We start from the raw sequence: 15,848 nt of genomic DNA, 5'->3' as shown, positions 1-15,848 counted from the left end.
CGCCCACCATAGGAAAAACGCCCCCGCAGCCAGGCTGCGGGGGCGTTTCCGTTTCGGTTTTGGGGCGGGAGCTAGGCCTTCGCAGCCTCGAGCGCGCCTTCTTCCTTAGGCGCCATTTCGCCGTGCCCAACCATCATGGTCTGCTCGTCGAAGGGCAGTTCGCCGGAAAGGACGCGGCCGACCTGGCCGCCGTCGATCTCCTTGACCCACGTGCCGATCAGGACCGTGGCGACAGCGTTGCCGGTGAAGTTGGTCAGGGCGCGGGCCTCGGACATGAAGCGGTCGATGCCAACGATGATGCCGACGCCGCCCAGCAGTTCAGGCCGGTGTGCCTGCAGGCCTGCCGCGAGGGTGGCCAGGCCGGCGCCGGTCACGCCGGCGGCGCCCTTGGAGGCGATGATCATGAAGACCAGCAGGGAGATCTGGGCGCCGAGGTCCAGCGGGGTTCCCATGGCGTTGGCCACGAAGAGGGAAGCCATGGTCAGGTAGATCGCCGTGCCGTCAAGGTTGAAGGAGTAGCCGGTGGGAACGGTGACGCCGACAACCGGCTTGGAGACGCCGAGGTGTTCCATCTTGGCGATAAGCCGGGGCAGCGCAGCCTCGGAGGACGAGGTGGAGAAGATGATGAGGTACTCACGGGCCAGGTACTTCATCAGCTTGAAGATGTTTACGCCGGCGACTACCTGGAGCAGGCCACCGAGGATGACCACGATGAACAGTGCGCAGGTGATGTAGAAGGCAACCATCAGGGTGAACATGCTCACGATGGCCTGGACGCCGGTTGCGCCGACGACTGCGGCGATCGCGCCAAAGGCACCGACGGGAGCGAGCCACATGATCATGATGAGGATGCGGAACACGAGCGCCTGGCCATAGCCGACGGCCCTCAGGATAGGAGCGCCCTGGGCGCCCATCTTCTGCAGTGCGAAGCCAACCAGGATGGCTGCCAGCAGTGTGGGCAGGACAGGTACGTCGCCGGGGATGATTCCCAGGAGAAAGTCCACGGTGCTGTCCGTGGCGGCCTTCTTGCTGGGGTCGTAAGGCGTAAGCTTCAGGCCCTCACCCGGGTGGATGAGGTTGCCCACCACCAGGCCAATGGCCAAGGCGAACGTGGACATGACGATGAAGTAGCCCAGCGCCAGCCCACCAACCTTGCCGACGGTCGCAGCCTTCGCAATAGAGCCGATGCCAAGGACGATGGTGCAGAAGATAACCGGCGCGATCATCATCTTGATGAGCTTGACGAAGCCGTCGCCCAGGGGCTTGAGGGACTTGCCAAACTCGGGGAAGATCAGGCCAACAAGCGCGCCGAGAATGACGGCGGCGATAACGGCGATGTAAAGGTAGTGGGACTTGTCCAGTCCCTTGCGCCGCGGCGTCGCGGTCTTGAGCGACTCTCCTCGTTGAGAAGCCATGTGTGTCTCCTTGTGGATATTCTGATAGACGCTGCGGCGCAGTCTCTGGGCTCAACACGTCCTTGCAATGTGATACCCATCATTCGGCACCCCGTGATCCAGCTCACCGTTGCGTTCATATTGGTCGCAGCGACCGCAGGGTCAGATGGAGGTACGGATGATCCACCGCTGGAGCATTGCCCGCCGGCTCTTCCTGGCGAACCTGCTCATTGTCATATCCTTTATCGCCATAGTGGGCACGGCCGCCTACGTGGATGCCCGGGACCGGACGTACGACGAAGCAGGCCGGCGCATGGAAGGAGTGGCCGCTTCCATCGCTGCCAATCCCCTGGTGCTGCAGGCTGCGGCTATGCCGGACCCATCAGTCCTCCTGCAGCCCTATGCCAAGGATGTCACTGCCGCGGCCCGCGTTGACTTCATCACCATCATGGCTCCGGACCGGACCCGCTGGACGCATCCGCGGGACGAGGAGCTGGGCCGGCCCTACATCGGCTCGATCGACGCCGCACTGCGGGGCCAGGCGTTTACGGAAGTCACGGCGGGCACGCTTGGACCGTCCGTCCGGACAATTGTTCCGGTCAAGGACTCCACGGGTGCGGTCAAGGCCCTCGTCGCAGCCGGCGTTACCGTTCGGAGCGTTGATGTTGCCCTCGCCGGGCGCCTGCCCGCCCTGCTTGGCCTTGGGATCGCGCTGCTGGTGGGCGGTTCCCTGGCGTCATGGCTGCTTGGGCGGTACCTGCGCGGCGTAACCCGGGGCTGGGGCCCCGAGCAGTTGGCGCAGCTCTTCGCCTACTACGAATCGGTGCTGCACTCGGTTCGCGAAGGCCTCATCCTGGTAGATCCCAGAAAGCGCGTTGTGATGTACAACGACCACGCTGCCGAACTGCTGGGGCTGCCCGCACCCGGCAGCAATGATCCCACCCGGCCGCCGTCGCTGGCGGAACTCCCCCTGGAAAGTGAACTGCGCAACCTGTTCGATTCCGGACGCACCACCAAGGACGAGATGGTGCTGGCCGGTACGCGCGTGCTGGTGGTTAACCAGGGACCGGCACGTGGGCCCGACTCCGCCGGGACGCGCGGGAAGGTTCCCGTCTATGGAACAGTGGCAACCCTCCGGGACAGGACGGAAATCGAAGCGCTGGGCAACGAACTCCAGACGATGCGGACCCTTTCCGACGCACTGCGGGCCCAGACCCACGAACACGCCAACCGGCTGCACACCATGGTTTCACTCCTGGAACTTGGCCGGACTGGGGAAGCCCTGGACTTCGCCACCCAGGACCTGGCCCTGAGCCAGCAGCTGACGGATGACATGGTCAGCTCAATCGATGAACCCGTGCTGGGCGCACTGGTCATGGGAAAAGTGGCCGAGGCCCACGAACGGGGCGTGCAACTGGATGTAGCCACGCTTGGATCGGGGGCAGCACCTGGGCTGGCCGTGCATGACCTGGTGACAATCCTGGGCAACCTGCTGGACAATGCCATCGATGCCGCCGCAGATGCGCCGCCGCCGCGGCGCGTGATCCTGACCCTGGAGGCGGATGACGAGGGGCTGGACATCGCCGTCAATGATTCCGGGACGCCCATCAGCGCTGGGGATACGGAGAGGATCTTCCGGCACGGATTCAGCACGAAGCCGGCGGGAGCCGGTGGCCGGGGCATTGGCCTTGCACTGGTCCGGCAGGCGGTGCAGCGTTTGGGCGGTACGCTGGCCATCAACGGCCGGCGTGGCGCCAAGTTCGAAGTATTCCTGCCCGCAGCGGTTCCCGCGGAGAAGGAGCATACACAGTGAGCAACATCCGGGTCCTCGTCGTCGAAGACGAGGCCATTGCTTCGGCAGCGCATGCGGCTTATGTGGGACGGCTTGAAGGATTCGAGCTCGCCGGAACGGCCCCGGACGGCCAGTCCGCCCTGCGGCTGCTGAGTGAATTCGTGGCGGCGGGCGAGCCGGTGGAACTGGTCCTGCTGGACATGAACCTGCCCGATCTTCACGGCCTGGACATTGCTCGGCGGATGCGTTCAGCGGGAATCCTGGCGGACATTATCGCCATCACCGCTGTCCGCGAGCTGGCCATCGTTCGCAGCGCCGTGGCCATCGGCGTAGTCCAGTACCTGATCAAGCCCTTCACGTTCGCCGCGTTCTCCGACAAGCTGGAGAACTACCGCCAGTTCCGCCTGCAGCTGGCCGGTTCCAGTGCCGGCCCCGGCAAGGGCGGCGCCTCGCAAGGCGAAGTTGACCGGGCTTTTGCCAGCCTTCGGGCTCCGTCCGAGCTGCCGCTTCCCAAGGGCCTCTCCACCGCGACGCTCGGCTCGGTGCAGGAGTTCCTCCGCCAACAGCCGGAGGCGGTGTCCGCCACCGAAGTCATGGATGCCCTGGGAATGTCCCGCGTAACGGCCCGGCGCTACCTTGAGTACCTGGCCGACGCCGGCACGGTTTCCCGGACCGCCCGCTACGGAACGCCGGGCAGGCCGGAAAACGAATACCGCTGGAACGCCCGCTGACGCGCTTCGCGCCCGGCCGTTCCAGCCATCCCATCAGCCGGCCTGTGCCCTGTCCACCCGGAGCGCTCCCACCAACTGGTCGATGACCCCGGGATCTTCGATGGTGGAGGGCACCGTGTAGTCCTCGCCGTCGGCTATCTGGCGCATGGTCTTGCGCAGGATCTTTCCCGACCGCGTCTTGGGCAGGGCGTCCACCACCGTCACGTGCTTAAAGTCAGCGACGGCGCCAATATCCCTGCGGACCAGTGCCACGAGGTCCTTGGCCAGGACGTCTTCAGGGATGTCGACCCCGGATTTGAGCACCACATAGCCGCTGGGACGCTGTCCTTTGAGGGGGTCCGCGAGGCCGATCACGGCACACTCGGCAACTGCGGGGTGCTGCCCGATGACCTGTTCCATGGCGCCGGTGGAGAGCCGGTGGCCGGCGACGTTGATGATGTCGTCAGTGCGGCCCATGACGAACAGGTAGCCGTCCTCATCCCGGTAGCCGGAGTCGCCGGTGGCGTAGCAGCCCTCAAAGGCCTGCAGGTAGGACGAGATGAAGCGTTCGTCGTTTCCCCACAGCGTGGTGAGCGTGCCCGGTGGCAGCGGCAGCCCCAGCACGATGTTGCCCTCGGTTCCGGGCTCCACTTCCCCGCCCGCGCCGTCGAGGATCCGCAGCTGGAATCCGGGCATCGGAACACTTGGGGAGCCGGCCTTGATGGGCAGCCGCTCCAGCCCGCGCGGGTTGGCGCAGATGGCCCAGCCGGTTTCGGTTTGCCACCAGTGGTCCACCACCGGCACGCCGAGGACCCGGGAAGCCCAGTGGAAGGTGTCCGTGTCCAGCCGCTCACCGGCAGTGAAAAGCGTCCGCAGGCTGGAGACGTCGTAGTCCGCCAGCAGCAATGCTTCCGGATCGGCTTTGCGGATGGCCCTCAGCGCCGTGGGGGCGGTAAAGAGGACGTTGACCTTGTGGTCCTGGACCACCCGCCAGAATGCCCCGGCGTCCGGCGTTCCCACCGGTTTGCCTTCGTACATCACGGTGGTGGCTCCGGCCAGCAGCGGACCGTACACGATGTAGGAGTGCCCCACCACCCAGCCGACGTCCGAGGCGGTCCACATCACGTCGCCGGGTCCGACGTCGTAGATATTTTCCAGTGTCCAGCGGAGGGCGACGGCGTGGCCACCGTTGTCCCGCACCACACCCTTGGGCGTACCCGTGGTGCCGGACGTGTAAAGGATGTAGAGGGGGTCGGTGGCTTTCACGCCCACCGGACCGGCCGGCTGGGCGGACGCCATGGCCTCATCCCAGTCCAGCCAGCCGGCGTGGTCCGCCGCCGTTGCTGCAAATCCGTCCCGCGCTTTGACCAGCACCGGAAGGCCGCCCGCGCCCGCCAGCTCAAGTGCCTCGGCGACGGCAGGGAGGTACTCAATGCGGCGGGAAGGTTCGATCCCGCCCGAGGCGGTAACCACGGCGGCAGGGGCGGCATCCCTGATCCGGGCCGCGAGCTCCTTGGGCGCAAAGCCGCCGAACACCACGGAGTGGACCGCGCCCAGCCTGGCAGTGGCCAGCATGGCAATGGCCGCTTCCGGGATCATCGGCATGTAGATCACCACCCGGTCCCCCTTGCCCACGCCATTGCTGCGCAGCACACCCGCAAAGCGGGCCACGAGGTCTGTGAGTTCTGCATAGGTGTAGCGCTGCTGCGTCCCCAGCATGGCGGAGTCATGGATCAGGGCGTCCTGCCCTCCGCGGCCCTCGGCGACGTGCCGGTCCAGCGCGTTGTAGCACGTGTTTACGATGCCGTCCGGAAACCAGCCGTACAGAGGCGCCCGGCTGCTGTCCAGGGCCTGGGTGGGCGGAGAAGCCCACGAGATCTTTTGCGCTGCCTCCAGCCAGAAATCTTCGGGCTGTTCAACGCTGCGCTTGTAGGTGTCCCGGTAGCTGTTGGTGACCATGAGGTAATCCCATCCACGACATTGTGATGCAGCTCATGCTAAAGGTAAAGCCGGGACGCTGGCAAGGGGTATGTATACATCTAACCCCATATTCGGCTCGAATTCTGCAAAGTGCTGTAATTCCAGCGCGTCTCTGTATACACTGAACGGGTTATCGAGGAAGGAGGACGCCATGCGCGCCAGCGACAAGGCGTATGCCGCCCTGCGCGACGACATCATCGAGTGGCGCCTGGCGCCCGGAACGGTCCTTGCCGAAGTTGAACAGTCTGAACGCCTGGGCGTCTCACGCACACCGCTGAGGGAAGCGCTGGGTCGCCTCACAGCGGAGGGACTGACGACGGCGGGCGGCCGCGGCGTCGTCGTTACCGACATTTCCCTTGAGGACATCGACGAACTCTTCGAACTGCGCGAAACGCTTGAGGGCAGGGCCGCGGCACTGGCCGCCCGGCGCGGTGACGCCGCAACGTTCCAGCGCCTGCAGCACGAGTTGCTCCGGGCTCCCGATCTGATCAGCGGCGGTGAGCCCGGCCTCCATGACTACTACGACCTGGTCGGGCGGCTGGACACCGCCATCGACGCAGCCATTTCCAATTCCTACCTGGCGCAGGCCATGCGCAGCCTGCGCGTCCACCTGGTCCGGATCCGGCGCCTGGCAGCCGACGATGCGCACCGCCTGACCGCCGCGGCCGCCGAACACGCCGCCATCGCGGAGGCGATCGCTGCCGGCAACCCGAAGCTGGCAGAAGCAGCCACCATCGTCCACCTGCACCGAAGCCTCTCCCACGTCAAAGCAACCCACGCATCCCACCCAAAGGAGCATCATGGTTAAGGAACACCACGTCCGCGTCTACAAGAGCGAAGAAAACCTCCCCCGCGAGGACCAGCTCGCGTACAAGATCGCCCAAGTGGCAGCGGACCCCGTCGCCGTCTCCGATGAGGTGACCGACATGGTGATCAACCGCATCATCGACAACGCTTCGGTGGCCATCGCCTCCCTGAACCGGGCGCCCATCGTCGCGGCCCGTGCCCAGGCACTCACCCATGGGCCCACCACCGGCGGCCAGGGCTCCAAGGTGTTCGGCATCGAGGAGCGGGTGGCGCCGGAATGGGCGGCCTGGGCCAACGGCGTGGCCGTGCGCGAACTGGACTACCACGACACCTTCCTCGCGGCCGAGTACTCCCACCCCGGGGACAACATTCCGCCGATCCTGGCCGTCGCCCAGCACGTTGGCTCCAGCGGCCACGACTTGATCCGCGGCATTGCCACCGGCTATGAAATCCAGGTCAACCTGGTCAAGGCCATCTGCCTGCACAAGCACAAGATCGACCACGTGGCGCACCTGGGCCCCTCCGCCGCAGCAGGCATCGGGACCCTGCTGGGCCTCGACGTCGAAACCATCTTCCAGTCGGTGGGGCAGGCGCTGCACACCACCACCGCCACCCGGCAGTCCCGCAAGGGCGAGATCTCCACCTGGAAGGCCCACGCCCCTGCGTTTGCCGGCAAGATGGCCATCGAGTCCGCGGACCGGGCCATGCGCGGCCAGACCTCCCCTGTGCCCATCTACGAGGGCGAAGACGGCGTCATCGCGTGGATGCTGGACGGGCCGGACGCATCCTACATGGTCCCGCTCCCCACCCCCGGGGAAGCCAAGCGCGCCATCATGGACACCTACACCAAGGAACACTCCGCCGAGTACCAGGCCCAGGCCTGGATCGACCTGGCACGCAAGCTCCACCGCGAGAACCCGGAGGTCACCGACCCCACCAACGTGGAGTCCGTCCTGATCAAGACCAGCCACCACACGCACTACGTGATCGGCTCCGGCGCCAACGACCCCCAGAAGTACAGCCCCACCGCGAGCCGGGAAACCCTGGACCACTCCATCCCCTACATCTTCACCGTCGCCCTCCAGGATGGCGCCTGGCACCACGTGGATTCCTACGCGCCGGCACGCGCTGCCCGCCCGGACACCGTGGAGTTGTGGCACAAGGTGACCACCGTGGAAGACCCGGAATGGACCCGCCGCTACCACTCCCTGGACATCTCCGAGAAGGCTTTCGGCGGCTCCGTGGAGATCACGCTCAAGGACGGCACCGTCATCACGGACCAGATAGCCGTCGCGGACGCCCACCCGCTGGGTGCCCGCCCGTTCGCCCGGGAACAGTACGTCAACAAGTTCCGTACCCTCGCCACGGGCCTGGTGGAGGAGGCGGAGATCGAAAGGTTCCTCGCCGCCGTCGAACGCCTCCCCCAACTCGCCGCCGGCGAACTGGACCAGCTCAACATCACCGCCGCCCCGGGCGTCATCGACCTGGCCGCGGCACCGAAGGGACTCTTCTGATGCTGTACTCCAAAACCACCCCGGAACAGAAGCGGATCCGCTTCCGGGAATTGCTCTCTTCCGGCACCATCCAGCAGTTCCCGGGCGCGTTCAACCCGCTCTCCGCCCGCTTGATCGAGGAAAAGGGCTTCGCCGGCGTCTACATTTCCGGTGCCGTCCTGGCCAACGACCTGGGCCTGCCGGACATCGGGCTGACCACCCTCACGGAGGTGGCCACCCGTGCCGGGCAGATTGCGCGCATGACCGACCTGCCCTCGATCGTGGACGCGGACACCGGTTTCGGCGAGCCGATGAACGTGGCCCGCACGGTGCAGGAACTCGAAAACGCCGGCCTGGCCGGCTGCCACATCGAAGACCAGTTCAACCCCAAGCGCTGCGGCCACCTGGACGGCAAGAACGTGGTGGACCTGGACACCGCCACCAAGCGGATCCGGGCCGCCGCGGACGCCCGCCGGGACCCGAACTTCCTGATCATGGCCCGCACCGACATCCGGGCCACCGACGGGCTGGAAGCGGCCCAGCAGCGGGCAAAGGCCCTGGTTGAAGCCGGAGCCGACGCCATCTTCCCGGAAGCCATGAAGGACCTCAGCGAGTTCCAGGCCATCCGGGACGCCGTGGACGTGCCGATCCTGGCCAACATGACCGAGTTCGGCAAGAGCGACCTGTTCACCGTGGACCAGCTGGCCGGCGTCGGGGTCAATATGATCATCTATCCGGTCACCCTGCTCCGTAGTGCCATGGGTGCTGCTGAGCGTACTCTGGAATCGATCAAGTCCGACGGCACCCAGGAGGCACAGGTCCCAAGCATGCTGACCCGTGCCCGGCTCTACGAACTCGTCGACTATGAGGCCTACAACCGCTTTGACACCGGGGTGTTCAACTTCCAGATCCCCGGCATCTGACACCCAGACCTGAACGCCGGAATGCCGGCAGCAGCCGGACAACGGCTCCAGGAAAACAGGCTTTAGGAACAAAGGAGTTTCAGCATGGCTGAAAATGAGATCAAAAAGGGCCTTGCCGGCGTCGTGGTGGACTACACCGCAGTCTCCAAGGTCAACCCGGACACCAACTCCCTGCTGTACCGGGGTTATCCCGTCCAGGAGCTGGCCGCCCGCTGCAGCTTCGAGGAAGTGGCCTACCTGCTCTGGAACGGCGAACTGCCCACCCAGGAGCAGCTGGCGGAATTCACGGCGAAGGAACGCGAGGGCCGCGCCCTGGACCCGGTGGTCAAGCAGGTCATTGATGCTTTGCCCACCAGCTCCCACCCGATGGATGTCTGCCGGACGGCAGCATCGGTCATGGGCGCCCGGCATCCGCTGGCCGAGGACTCCTCCCGGGAAGCCAACATGGCAAAGGCCGTAGACCTGTTCGCGGCCATGCCTGCGGTGGTGGCCTACGACCAGCGCCGCCGCCACGGCCAGGACGTCGTGGAACCCAGGGATGACCTGGGCTACTCCGCGAACTTCTTGTGGATGGCCTTCGGCGAGGAACAGGTCCCCGAAGTGGTGGAGGCCTTCAACGTCTCGATGATCCTGTACGCCGAGCACTCCTTCAACGCATCCACCTTCACGGCCCGGGTCATCACCTCAACGCTCTCCGACCTGCACTCGGCAGTGACTGGAGCGATCGGGGCCCTGAAGGGTCCCCTGCATGGCGGTGCCAACGAGGCCGTGATGCACACCTTTGATGAGATCGGCATCCGGCAGGAGGAGTCGCTCGAGGAGGCTGCGGCCCGGGCGAAGGCCTGGATGGAAGACGCCCTGGCGAAGAAGAAGAAGGTCATGGGCTTCGGCCACCGCGTCTACAAGCACGGCGATTCCCGGGTTCCCACCATGAAGGCGGCCCTGGACAAGATGATTGCCCACTACGGCCGCCCCGAACTGCTGGGCCTGTACAACGGGCTGGAAACGGCGATGGACGAGGCCAAGGCCATCAAGCCGAACCTCGACTACCCGGCGGGACCCACGTACCACCTGATGGGCTTCGACACCCCCACGTTCACTCCCCTGTTCGTGGCCAGCCGGATCACGGGCTGGACCGCGCACATCATGGAGCAGCTGGACGCCAACTCGCTGATCAGGCCGCTGAGCGAATACAACGGCGTGGAGGAACGGCACCTTCCGTAGCTCTTGGCAGGAAGGTTACGACGGCGGGCGGGCAGTTAGGTGGCCACCCGCCGTCGAACGTTAAACGGCGGGGACGCTGCCGGACTTACTCCAGGCGGCTTTCGGACGAGGCAACCGACTCGTTGTCGGTGTGCATGGTGACCACCACGTTGACCCGGCCGCCTTCCAGCACCACGGGCAGCCAATGGTCGGCGTCCTGCCACATGCGCTCCACGGGCAGGGCGGCCACGCTGAACCATTCAGGCAGGATCTCGTCACTGGGGGCCGGCTCCCCCTGCCAGGTGCGCGCCGTGAAGAGCCGGGTGGCCATGTTCCATTCCGGCCGCGCCGGAAAGACAAAGCGGACGGTTCCGGCGTCGGCGAGATCCTCGTGGCGGAGCACTACAGCAGTTTCTTCGAGTACCTCACGGATCACCGCCTGGGCGTCGGTCTCCCCCGGTTCCACGTGGCCGCCGATGCCCACGATCTTGCCCTTGCCGAAGCCTGTCTGCTTCAGCCCGAGCAGGACTTCAGCCCCGGCCGGGCCTTCCCGCAGGAGGAAACAGAGTGTGACCTGGGAGAAGTTCATGTGCACAACCCTATAGATGCCGGGAGGCCCTGACGCTATCGGGCCGCCGGGCCTTGACCAACCAGTTGCGGCCGGAGCTCCACCGGCAGGCCTTTGGCGGCAAAGTCACGGTCCATCGCTTCTTGGGGCGTGAGGCCTTGGTTGTTCAGCGCTTGGAAGTCCCAATTTAAAACGGTGGCCCAGGGTTGGCGGACGTCCCAGAGGAAGCGGTCGTTCTGTAGTTTGGCGATCCGGAACCAGGCGTTGCCGCCGTCGAGCTGCAGGGCCCGCGCCCCCTCATCGGAGATCGTGTAGGAGAGCCAACCGCCCGCGCAGCCGAGCACGGTGTAATAGCGCTGCTCCGCCGCCGGGATCGGCAGGATCGAGCGCTGTTGGTCATTGCGCAGCTGGTCGATGTTCGCCGGCGTGCAGGGCACGCCGCCGGTGCTCAAGCCGCCAGCCGCAGGGTTTCCCGGTTGGGCGGTGGAGGGTGGCGCGGTGGCATGGGCTTGTTCACTGGCCGGCGGCGTGGCCGACTGGGTGGGTGCTGCAGCGCTTCCGGACGGCTCCGAGGGAACCCCGGCGGGGCCGGGCATGGGCCTTTGTGCCATAGTTCCACCCAGGTACACCGCGCCGGCCACAGCTGCAGCCGCGAGCACGGTGGCAGCAGCCGTGCGGACGGCTGACCGTCCGCGCGGGGTGCCGCGTTCCGGTGCCCGCGCGGCCAGGTGGATGACTTCCATGTCCCCGATGGGTCCCAACCCCTGGGCCGCGTCGCCTCCGGCCACCCCATTCGGTGCCGTGGGCCGGGGCTTGGCTGCCTTCATCAACTGCTCGATCCGATCCATGGCTAGTCCTTCCGTTCGGTCATGAGCTGAGCTGGTGCTGCTTTGGCGAATGCCCGGCGTGCACGGTGAAGCCGTACGGCGGCGGTTGAGGCGGAACATTCAAGGGCTTGGCCAAGTTCGGGGATGGTCAGGTCATCCCAGTAACAGAGCATGAGGATCTCCCGGTCCCGTTCCCGGAGGCGGCCGAGTACCTCCGCCACCGCCGCCTGTTCCCCGGTATTCTCCTGCGGGTGATTGCTGCGTGCCTCGTCCTGCAACCGATCAAGAAGTTCCTGGCGGCGGCGACGGCCCTTGTATTCGTTGCCGACCACGTGGCGGGCCGTGGCGAGGAGCCAGCCGATGCCGGGTGGCTCCGGAAGTTGCTTCTGCCAGGCGATCCGGAACACATCGGCCGCCAACTCCTCGGCCCGGCCCGTGTCACTGATGCGGCAGGCGATGTACCGGTAGACCCGACCCGAATGCCGGGAATGCAGATCGATGAATGCCTGCTCGTCCGCTGCCAACATAGTTTCCCCCCGGACACGTCATGACTTCTTCCTGAAGACTAAGTGTCGCGGGCGGCGCTGATTCTTACAGCAGCGGGATAATTATCGTGGGAATCAATCCAAGGCTCGCCTCAGGACCCTGTTCAGCCCAACGCCCGCGGATGCGCCGCGGCATAGACCTCGCGCAGGGTGTCGGCCGTGACCAGCGTATACACCTGGGTGGTGGTCACGGAGGCGTGGCCCAGCAGTTCCTGCACCACTCGCACGTCCGCGCCGCCTTCGAGCAGGTGGGTGGCGAACGAGTGCCTCAGGGTGTGCGGCGAGACATCCCGGGTGATGTTGGCTTTCTCCGCCGCCGCCTTCAGGATGGTCCAGGCGCTTTGCCGGCTGATCCTGCCGCCGCGGGCATTCAGGAACAGTGCCGGGGTGCCCTTTCCCTTCGCTGCGAGCAGGGGCCGGCCACGGACCAGGTAGGCATCCAGTGCCCGGGCGCCGTAGGATCCCAGCGGCACCAGCCGTTCCTTCGATCCCTTGCCGAACAGGCGGACAACAGCCGGCCCGGATCCGGGCTCGGCCAGGGAGATATCGTCCACGTCCAGTCCTACAGCTTCGCTGATCCTGGCGCCGGTGGAGTATAGGAATTCCAGGAGGGCCCGGTCCCGCAGTCCCGTTGCGGTGTCCGTTCCCGCGGCCTCGAGGATGCGGGTCACCTCGTCGACGCTGATGGCTTTGGGCAGCCGCTTGCCGGCCATCGGCGGGTGGACTTCGCTGGCCGGGTCCGCGGGCGTGTAGCCCTCCAGGGCCCAGAACTTGTGCAGCCCCCGGACAGCCACCACCGTGCGGGCTGCCGAGCGCACGCCAAGGGTGGACCCGCCGTCGGATCCGTCGGCGAGGGCGCGGACGTAGCCGGTGACATGGTGTCGGGTGATGTCTTCCGGCCGGGTGCAGCCCGAGGTTGCGAGGTAGCGGGCGTACCGGGCCAGGTCGCGGCGGTAGGCCGCCAGCGTGTTCGCCGCCAGCCCCCGTTCCACGCCCATGTGCTGGAGGTAATCCGTGATTCCCCGGTCGATGGCGGCCGGGATTTCCGTCGGGGCAGCACCGGGAGCTTTTGCATCCGGAGCCGGTTCGAGGGACGGTACTGCTTCAGCCGAGGGACCCGGGACCATCAGCGCTGGCTGGGGTGGGCGGGCCAGGGGGCGTCAGCGGGGCGGAGGTCCTGGTAGTTGCCGGCCCGGGCGGCAGCGGCGGCAAGGATCCCGACGACGGCGGACGGGTTGTGGAGGCGGCCGGCCAGTACGGAGGCCACGGCGTCGTCCAGGCTGATCCAGTGGAATTCGATTTCCGCTTCCTCGTCCGTCCGCTCGTGCCGTTCGTGGTGCGGCACCTCGGTGAGGTCCCGGGCCAGGTAGATGCGGATGGCTTCGCTGGAGGATCCCGGGGAGTTGAAGACGTCGGCCAGGACGTTCCAGGTCCCGGCCGCCAGGTCCGCTTCTTCGGCAAGTTCGCGTGCCGCCCCCACCACGAAGTCTTCGCCTTCGACGTCCAGCAGGCCGGCGGGGACTTCCCAGAGATCCATGCCCACCGGGTGCCGGTACTGCTTCAGGAGGAGGATCTGGCCTTCGTCGTTCATGGGCAGGATCGCGACCGCCCCGGGGTGTTCGATGTAGTCGCGGGTGAGGGCGTCCCCGGACTCGGAGAGCTGGAAGGTGTCGCTGACGACGTCCCAGATCCGGCCCTCATAGACCTTCTCGGACGACAAAAGACGGCGCGGGCTTGGTGCATCCGAAACCTGTTTGGCAGGGGTGGCTTCAGGTGTACCAGGCATCGCGCCGTCCTTTGTGTTCTTTTGACTACTTAGCGGTAACGCTACCCGATGCTGCAGGCTCGCCGTCCGTGGCCGCCGCCGTGTCGGCTGCGGCCTGGCCTGCACCCTGGTGGTTGGCGTTCTGGTGGTCAAGGGCAGCCTTGACCAGGCCGGCGAACAGCGGGTGCGGGCGCGTGGGCCGCGAGCTCAGCTCGGGGTGCGCCTGCGTGGCCACGTAGTACGGGTGGACGTCGGCGGGCAACTCGACGAATTCCACCAGTTTGCCGTCCGGGGAAGTGCCGGAGAAGACCAGGCCCTTATCCGCGATCTGCTGGCGGTACTTGTTGTTCACCTCGTAGCGGTGCCGGTGGCGTTCGCTGACGGTGGTCTTGCCGTACGTTCCGGCGATGACGGAGCCTTCGTCGAGCTTGGCTTCATAGAGGCCCAGGCGCATGGTGCCGCCAAGGTCGCCGCGGCCCTCGACATACTCCAGCTGCTCCTCCATGGTGGCGATGACGGGGTACTTTGAATCCGGCTCGAACTCGCTGGAGGAGGCGCCTTCCAGCCCCACCACATTGCGGGCGTACTCGATCACCATGCACTGCAGGCCAAGGCAGAGGCCCAGGACCGGCAGCTTGGTTTCGCGGGCGAACTTCAGCGCGCCCAGCTTGCCTTCGAGGCCGCGGATGCCGAAACCGCCCGGAACGCAGATGGCGTCCACGCCGTCGAGGGCCTTTATGGCCCCTTCGCGGGTCTCGCACTCATCCGACGGGACCCAGCGGATCTTGACCTTGGCCTCGTTGGCGAAGCCGCCGGCCCGCAGCGCCTCGGTGACCGAAAGGTAGGCGTCCGGCAGGTCGATGTACTTGCCCACCAGGGCGATCTCGACGTGGTGCTTGGGGTTGTGCACGGCCTCGAGGAGGCGGTCCCAGCTGGTCCAGTCGACGTCCTTGAACGGCAGGTCCAGGGCGCGGACGATGTAGGAGTCCAGTCCCTGGCCGTGCAGGGTCTTGGGGATGTCGTAGATGCTGGGGGCATCGGCGGCGTTCACCACGGCGTCGATGTCGACGTCGCACATGCGGCCGATCTTTTCCCGCATGGCCTCAGGCACTTCGCGGTCCGACCGGATCACGATGGCCTCGGGCTGGATGCCGATGGAGCGCAACGCGGCCACGGAGTGCTGCGTGGGCTTGGTCTTCAGTTCCTGGGAAGGCCCGATGTAGGGCACCAAGGAGACGTGGAGGAAGAACACGTTGTTCCGGCCGATGTCCTGGCGGACCTGGCGGGCCGATTCCAGGAAGGGCTGGGACTCGATATCGCCAACGGTGCCGCCGATTTCGGTGATGATCACGTCCGGGGCGTTCTTGCCCTCGGCGGGCAGCCGCATGCGGCGCTTGATCTCATCGGTGATGTGCGGGATGACCTGAACGGTGTCCCCGAGGTATTCGCCCCGGCGTTCCTTGGCGATAACGGTGGAGTACACCTGCCCCGTGGTCACGTTCGCAGAACCTTCGAGGTTCTCGTCGAGGAAGCGTTCGTAGTGCCCGATGTCCAGGTCCGTCTCGGCGCCGTCGTCCGTGACGAAGACCTCACCGTGCTGGAAGGGGTTCATCGTGCCCGGATCCACGTTCAGATAGGGATCGAGCTTCTGCATCGTGACCGACAGGCCGCGTGCCCGCAGTAGATGACCAAGGCTGGAGGCCGTCAGTCCCTTACCGAGCGAGGACGCCACACCGCCAGTGACGAAAATATGCTTGGTCGTCTTGGAGGAGCCCGGGAACCGGGAATTTACACGGGAATTTGATCGCTGCACCACGGAATTCGAGCCTATCATCATTTGC

General features: G+C 66.1%; 14 protein-coding genes. 6 read left to right on the top strand and 8 right to left on the bottom strand.

The genetic code is table 11. The features are described 5' to 3' along the window. Window positions 1-71: 71 nt before the first annotated feature. Window positions 72-1,415: a cation:dicarboxylate symporter family transporter gene (locus tag LFT46_RS07915; RefSeq protein WP_236801992.1), complete on the bottom strand. Its 1,344-nt coding sequence runs from the start codon at window positions 1,413-1,415 to the stop codon at window positions 72-74. Between the two features lie 157 nt (window positions 1,416-1,572). Between LFT46_RS07915 and LFT46_RS07910 the strand changes: the two genes are divergently transcribed. Both LFT46_RS07910 and LFT46_RS07905 read left to right on the top strand, forming a co-directional pair. Beyond that, complete coding sequence (locus tag LFT46_RS07910; protein WP_236801991.1) at window positions 1,573-3,207, top strand: sensor histidine kinase; 1,635 nt, start codon at window positions 1,573-1,575, stop codon at window positions 3,205-3,207. Then, on the top strand, window positions 3,204-3,917 hold the full coding sequence (locus LFT46_RS07905; protein ID WP_236801990.1) for a response regulator: 714 nt from the start codon (window positions 3,204-3,206) through the stop codon (window positions 3,915-3,917). Before LFT46_RS07910 ends, LFT46_RS07905 begins: the two co-directional genes overlap by 4 nt. Before the next feature lie 33 nt (window positions 3,918-3,950). Here LFT46_RS07905 and LFT46_RS07900 read toward each other — a convergent pair whose 3' ends face one another. After that, complete coding sequence (locus LFT46_RS07900; RefSeq protein WP_236821764.1) at window positions 3,951-5,855, bottom strand: propionyl-CoA synthetase; 1,905 nt, start codon at window positions 5,853-5,855, stop codon at window positions 3,951-3,953. A 172-nt stretch (window positions 5,856-6,027) separates the two neighbouring features. Between LFT46_RS07900 and LFT46_RS07895 the strand changes: the two genes are divergently transcribed. The 4 genes from LFT46_RS07895 to LFT46_RS07880 all read left to right on the top strand — a co-directional run bounded on the left by LFT46_RS07895 (window position 6,028) and on the right by LFT46_RS07880 (window position 10,323). Beyond that, window positions 6,028-6,684 carry a GntR family transcriptional regulator gene (locus tag LFT46_RS07895; protein WP_236801988.1) on the top strand — a complete coding sequence of 219 codons (657 nt, stop codon included), beginning with the start codon at window positions 6,028-6,030 and terminating at the stop codon, window positions 6,682-6,684. Further along, window positions 6,677-8,197 (top strand): MmgE/PrpD family protein, encoded by a 1,521-nt coding sequence (locus LFT46_RS07890; protein ID WP_236801987.1) that lies wholly within the window; start codon window positions 6,677-6,679, stop codon window positions 8,195-8,197. Before LFT46_RS07895 ends, LFT46_RS07890 begins: the two co-directional genes overlap by 8 nt. Then, window positions 8,197-9,099, top strand: coding sequence for a methylisocitrate lyase (prpB, locus tag LFT46_RS07885; RefSeq protein ID WP_236801986.1), 903 nt, complete (start codon window positions 8,197-8,199; stop codon window positions 9,097-9,099). The genes LFT46_RS07890 and prpB overlap by 1 nt, the downstream gene beginning before the upstream one ends. An 84-nt stretch (window positions 9,100-9,183) precedes the next feature. Continuing rightward, window positions 9,184-10,323, top strand: coding sequence for a bifunctional 2-methylcitrate synthase/citrate synthase (locus tag LFT46_RS07880; RefSeq protein ID WP_236801985.1), 1,140 nt, complete (start codon window positions 9,184-9,186; stop codon window positions 10,321-10,323). 85 nt (window positions 10,324-10,408) lie between these two features. Here the strand turns inward: LFT46_RS07880 and LFT46_RS07875 are convergent, their stop codons facing one another. The 6 genes from LFT46_RS07875 to LFT46_RS07850 all read right to left on the bottom strand — a co-directional run bounded on the left by LFT46_RS07875 (window position 10,409) and on the right by LFT46_RS07850 (window position 15,841). Further along, window positions 10,409-10,891: an 8-oxo-dGTP diphosphatase gene (locus LFT46_RS07875; RefSeq protein WP_236821763.1), complete on the bottom strand. Its 483-nt coding sequence runs from the start codon at window positions 10,889-10,891 to the stop codon at window positions 10,409-10,411. A 35-nt stretch (window positions 10,892-10,926) separates the two neighbouring features. Further along, the gene (locus LFT46_RS07870; RefSeq protein ID WP_236821762.1) at window positions 10,927-11,718 is read right to left on the bottom strand and encodes a hypothetical protein; all 792 of its coding nucleotides are present in this window, start codon (window positions 11,716-11,718) and stop codon (window positions 10,927-10,929) included. Window positions 11,719-11,720: 2 nt separating this feature from the next. Further along, on the bottom strand, window positions 11,721-12,224 hold the full coding sequence (locus tag LFT46_RS07865) for an RNA polymerase sigma factor (protein WP_236821761.1): 504 nt from the start codon (window positions 12,222-12,224) through the stop codon (window positions 11,721-11,723). Window positions 12,225-12,346: 122 nt separating this feature from the next. Further along, window positions 12,347-13,369 (bottom strand): site-specific tyrosine recombinase XerD, encoded by a 1,023-nt coding sequence (gene xerD / locus LFT46_RS07860; protein WP_236801981.1) that lies wholly within the window; start codon window positions 13,367-13,369, stop codon window positions 12,347-12,349. Continuing rightward, the gene (locus LFT46_RS07855; RefSeq protein ID WP_236801980.1) at window positions 13,369-14,028 is read right to left on the bottom strand and encodes an NUDIX domain-containing protein; all 660 of its coding nucleotides are present in this window, start codon (window positions 14,026-14,028) and stop codon (window positions 13,369-13,371) included. Before LFT46_RS07855 ends, xerD begins: the two co-directional genes overlap by 1 nt. A gap of 25 nt (window positions 14,029-14,053) precedes the next feature. Continuing rightward, window positions 14,054-15,841: a CTP synthase gene (locus tag LFT46_RS07850; RefSeq protein WP_236802829.1), complete on the bottom strand. Its 1,788-nt coding sequence runs from the start codon at window positions 15,839-15,841 to the stop codon at window positions 14,054-14,056. Between the last annotated feature and the right edge of the window lie 7 nt (window positions 15,842-15,848).

Origin of the sequence: Arthrobacter sp. FW306-07-I, from assembly GCF_021800405.1 — a bacterium.
In the GTDB taxonomy this organism is placed as follows: domain Bacteria; phylum Actinomycetota; class Actinomycetes; order Actinomycetales; family Micrococcaceae; genus Arthrobacter.
This window is presented reverse-complemented; position numbering and strand designations above follow the sequence as displayed.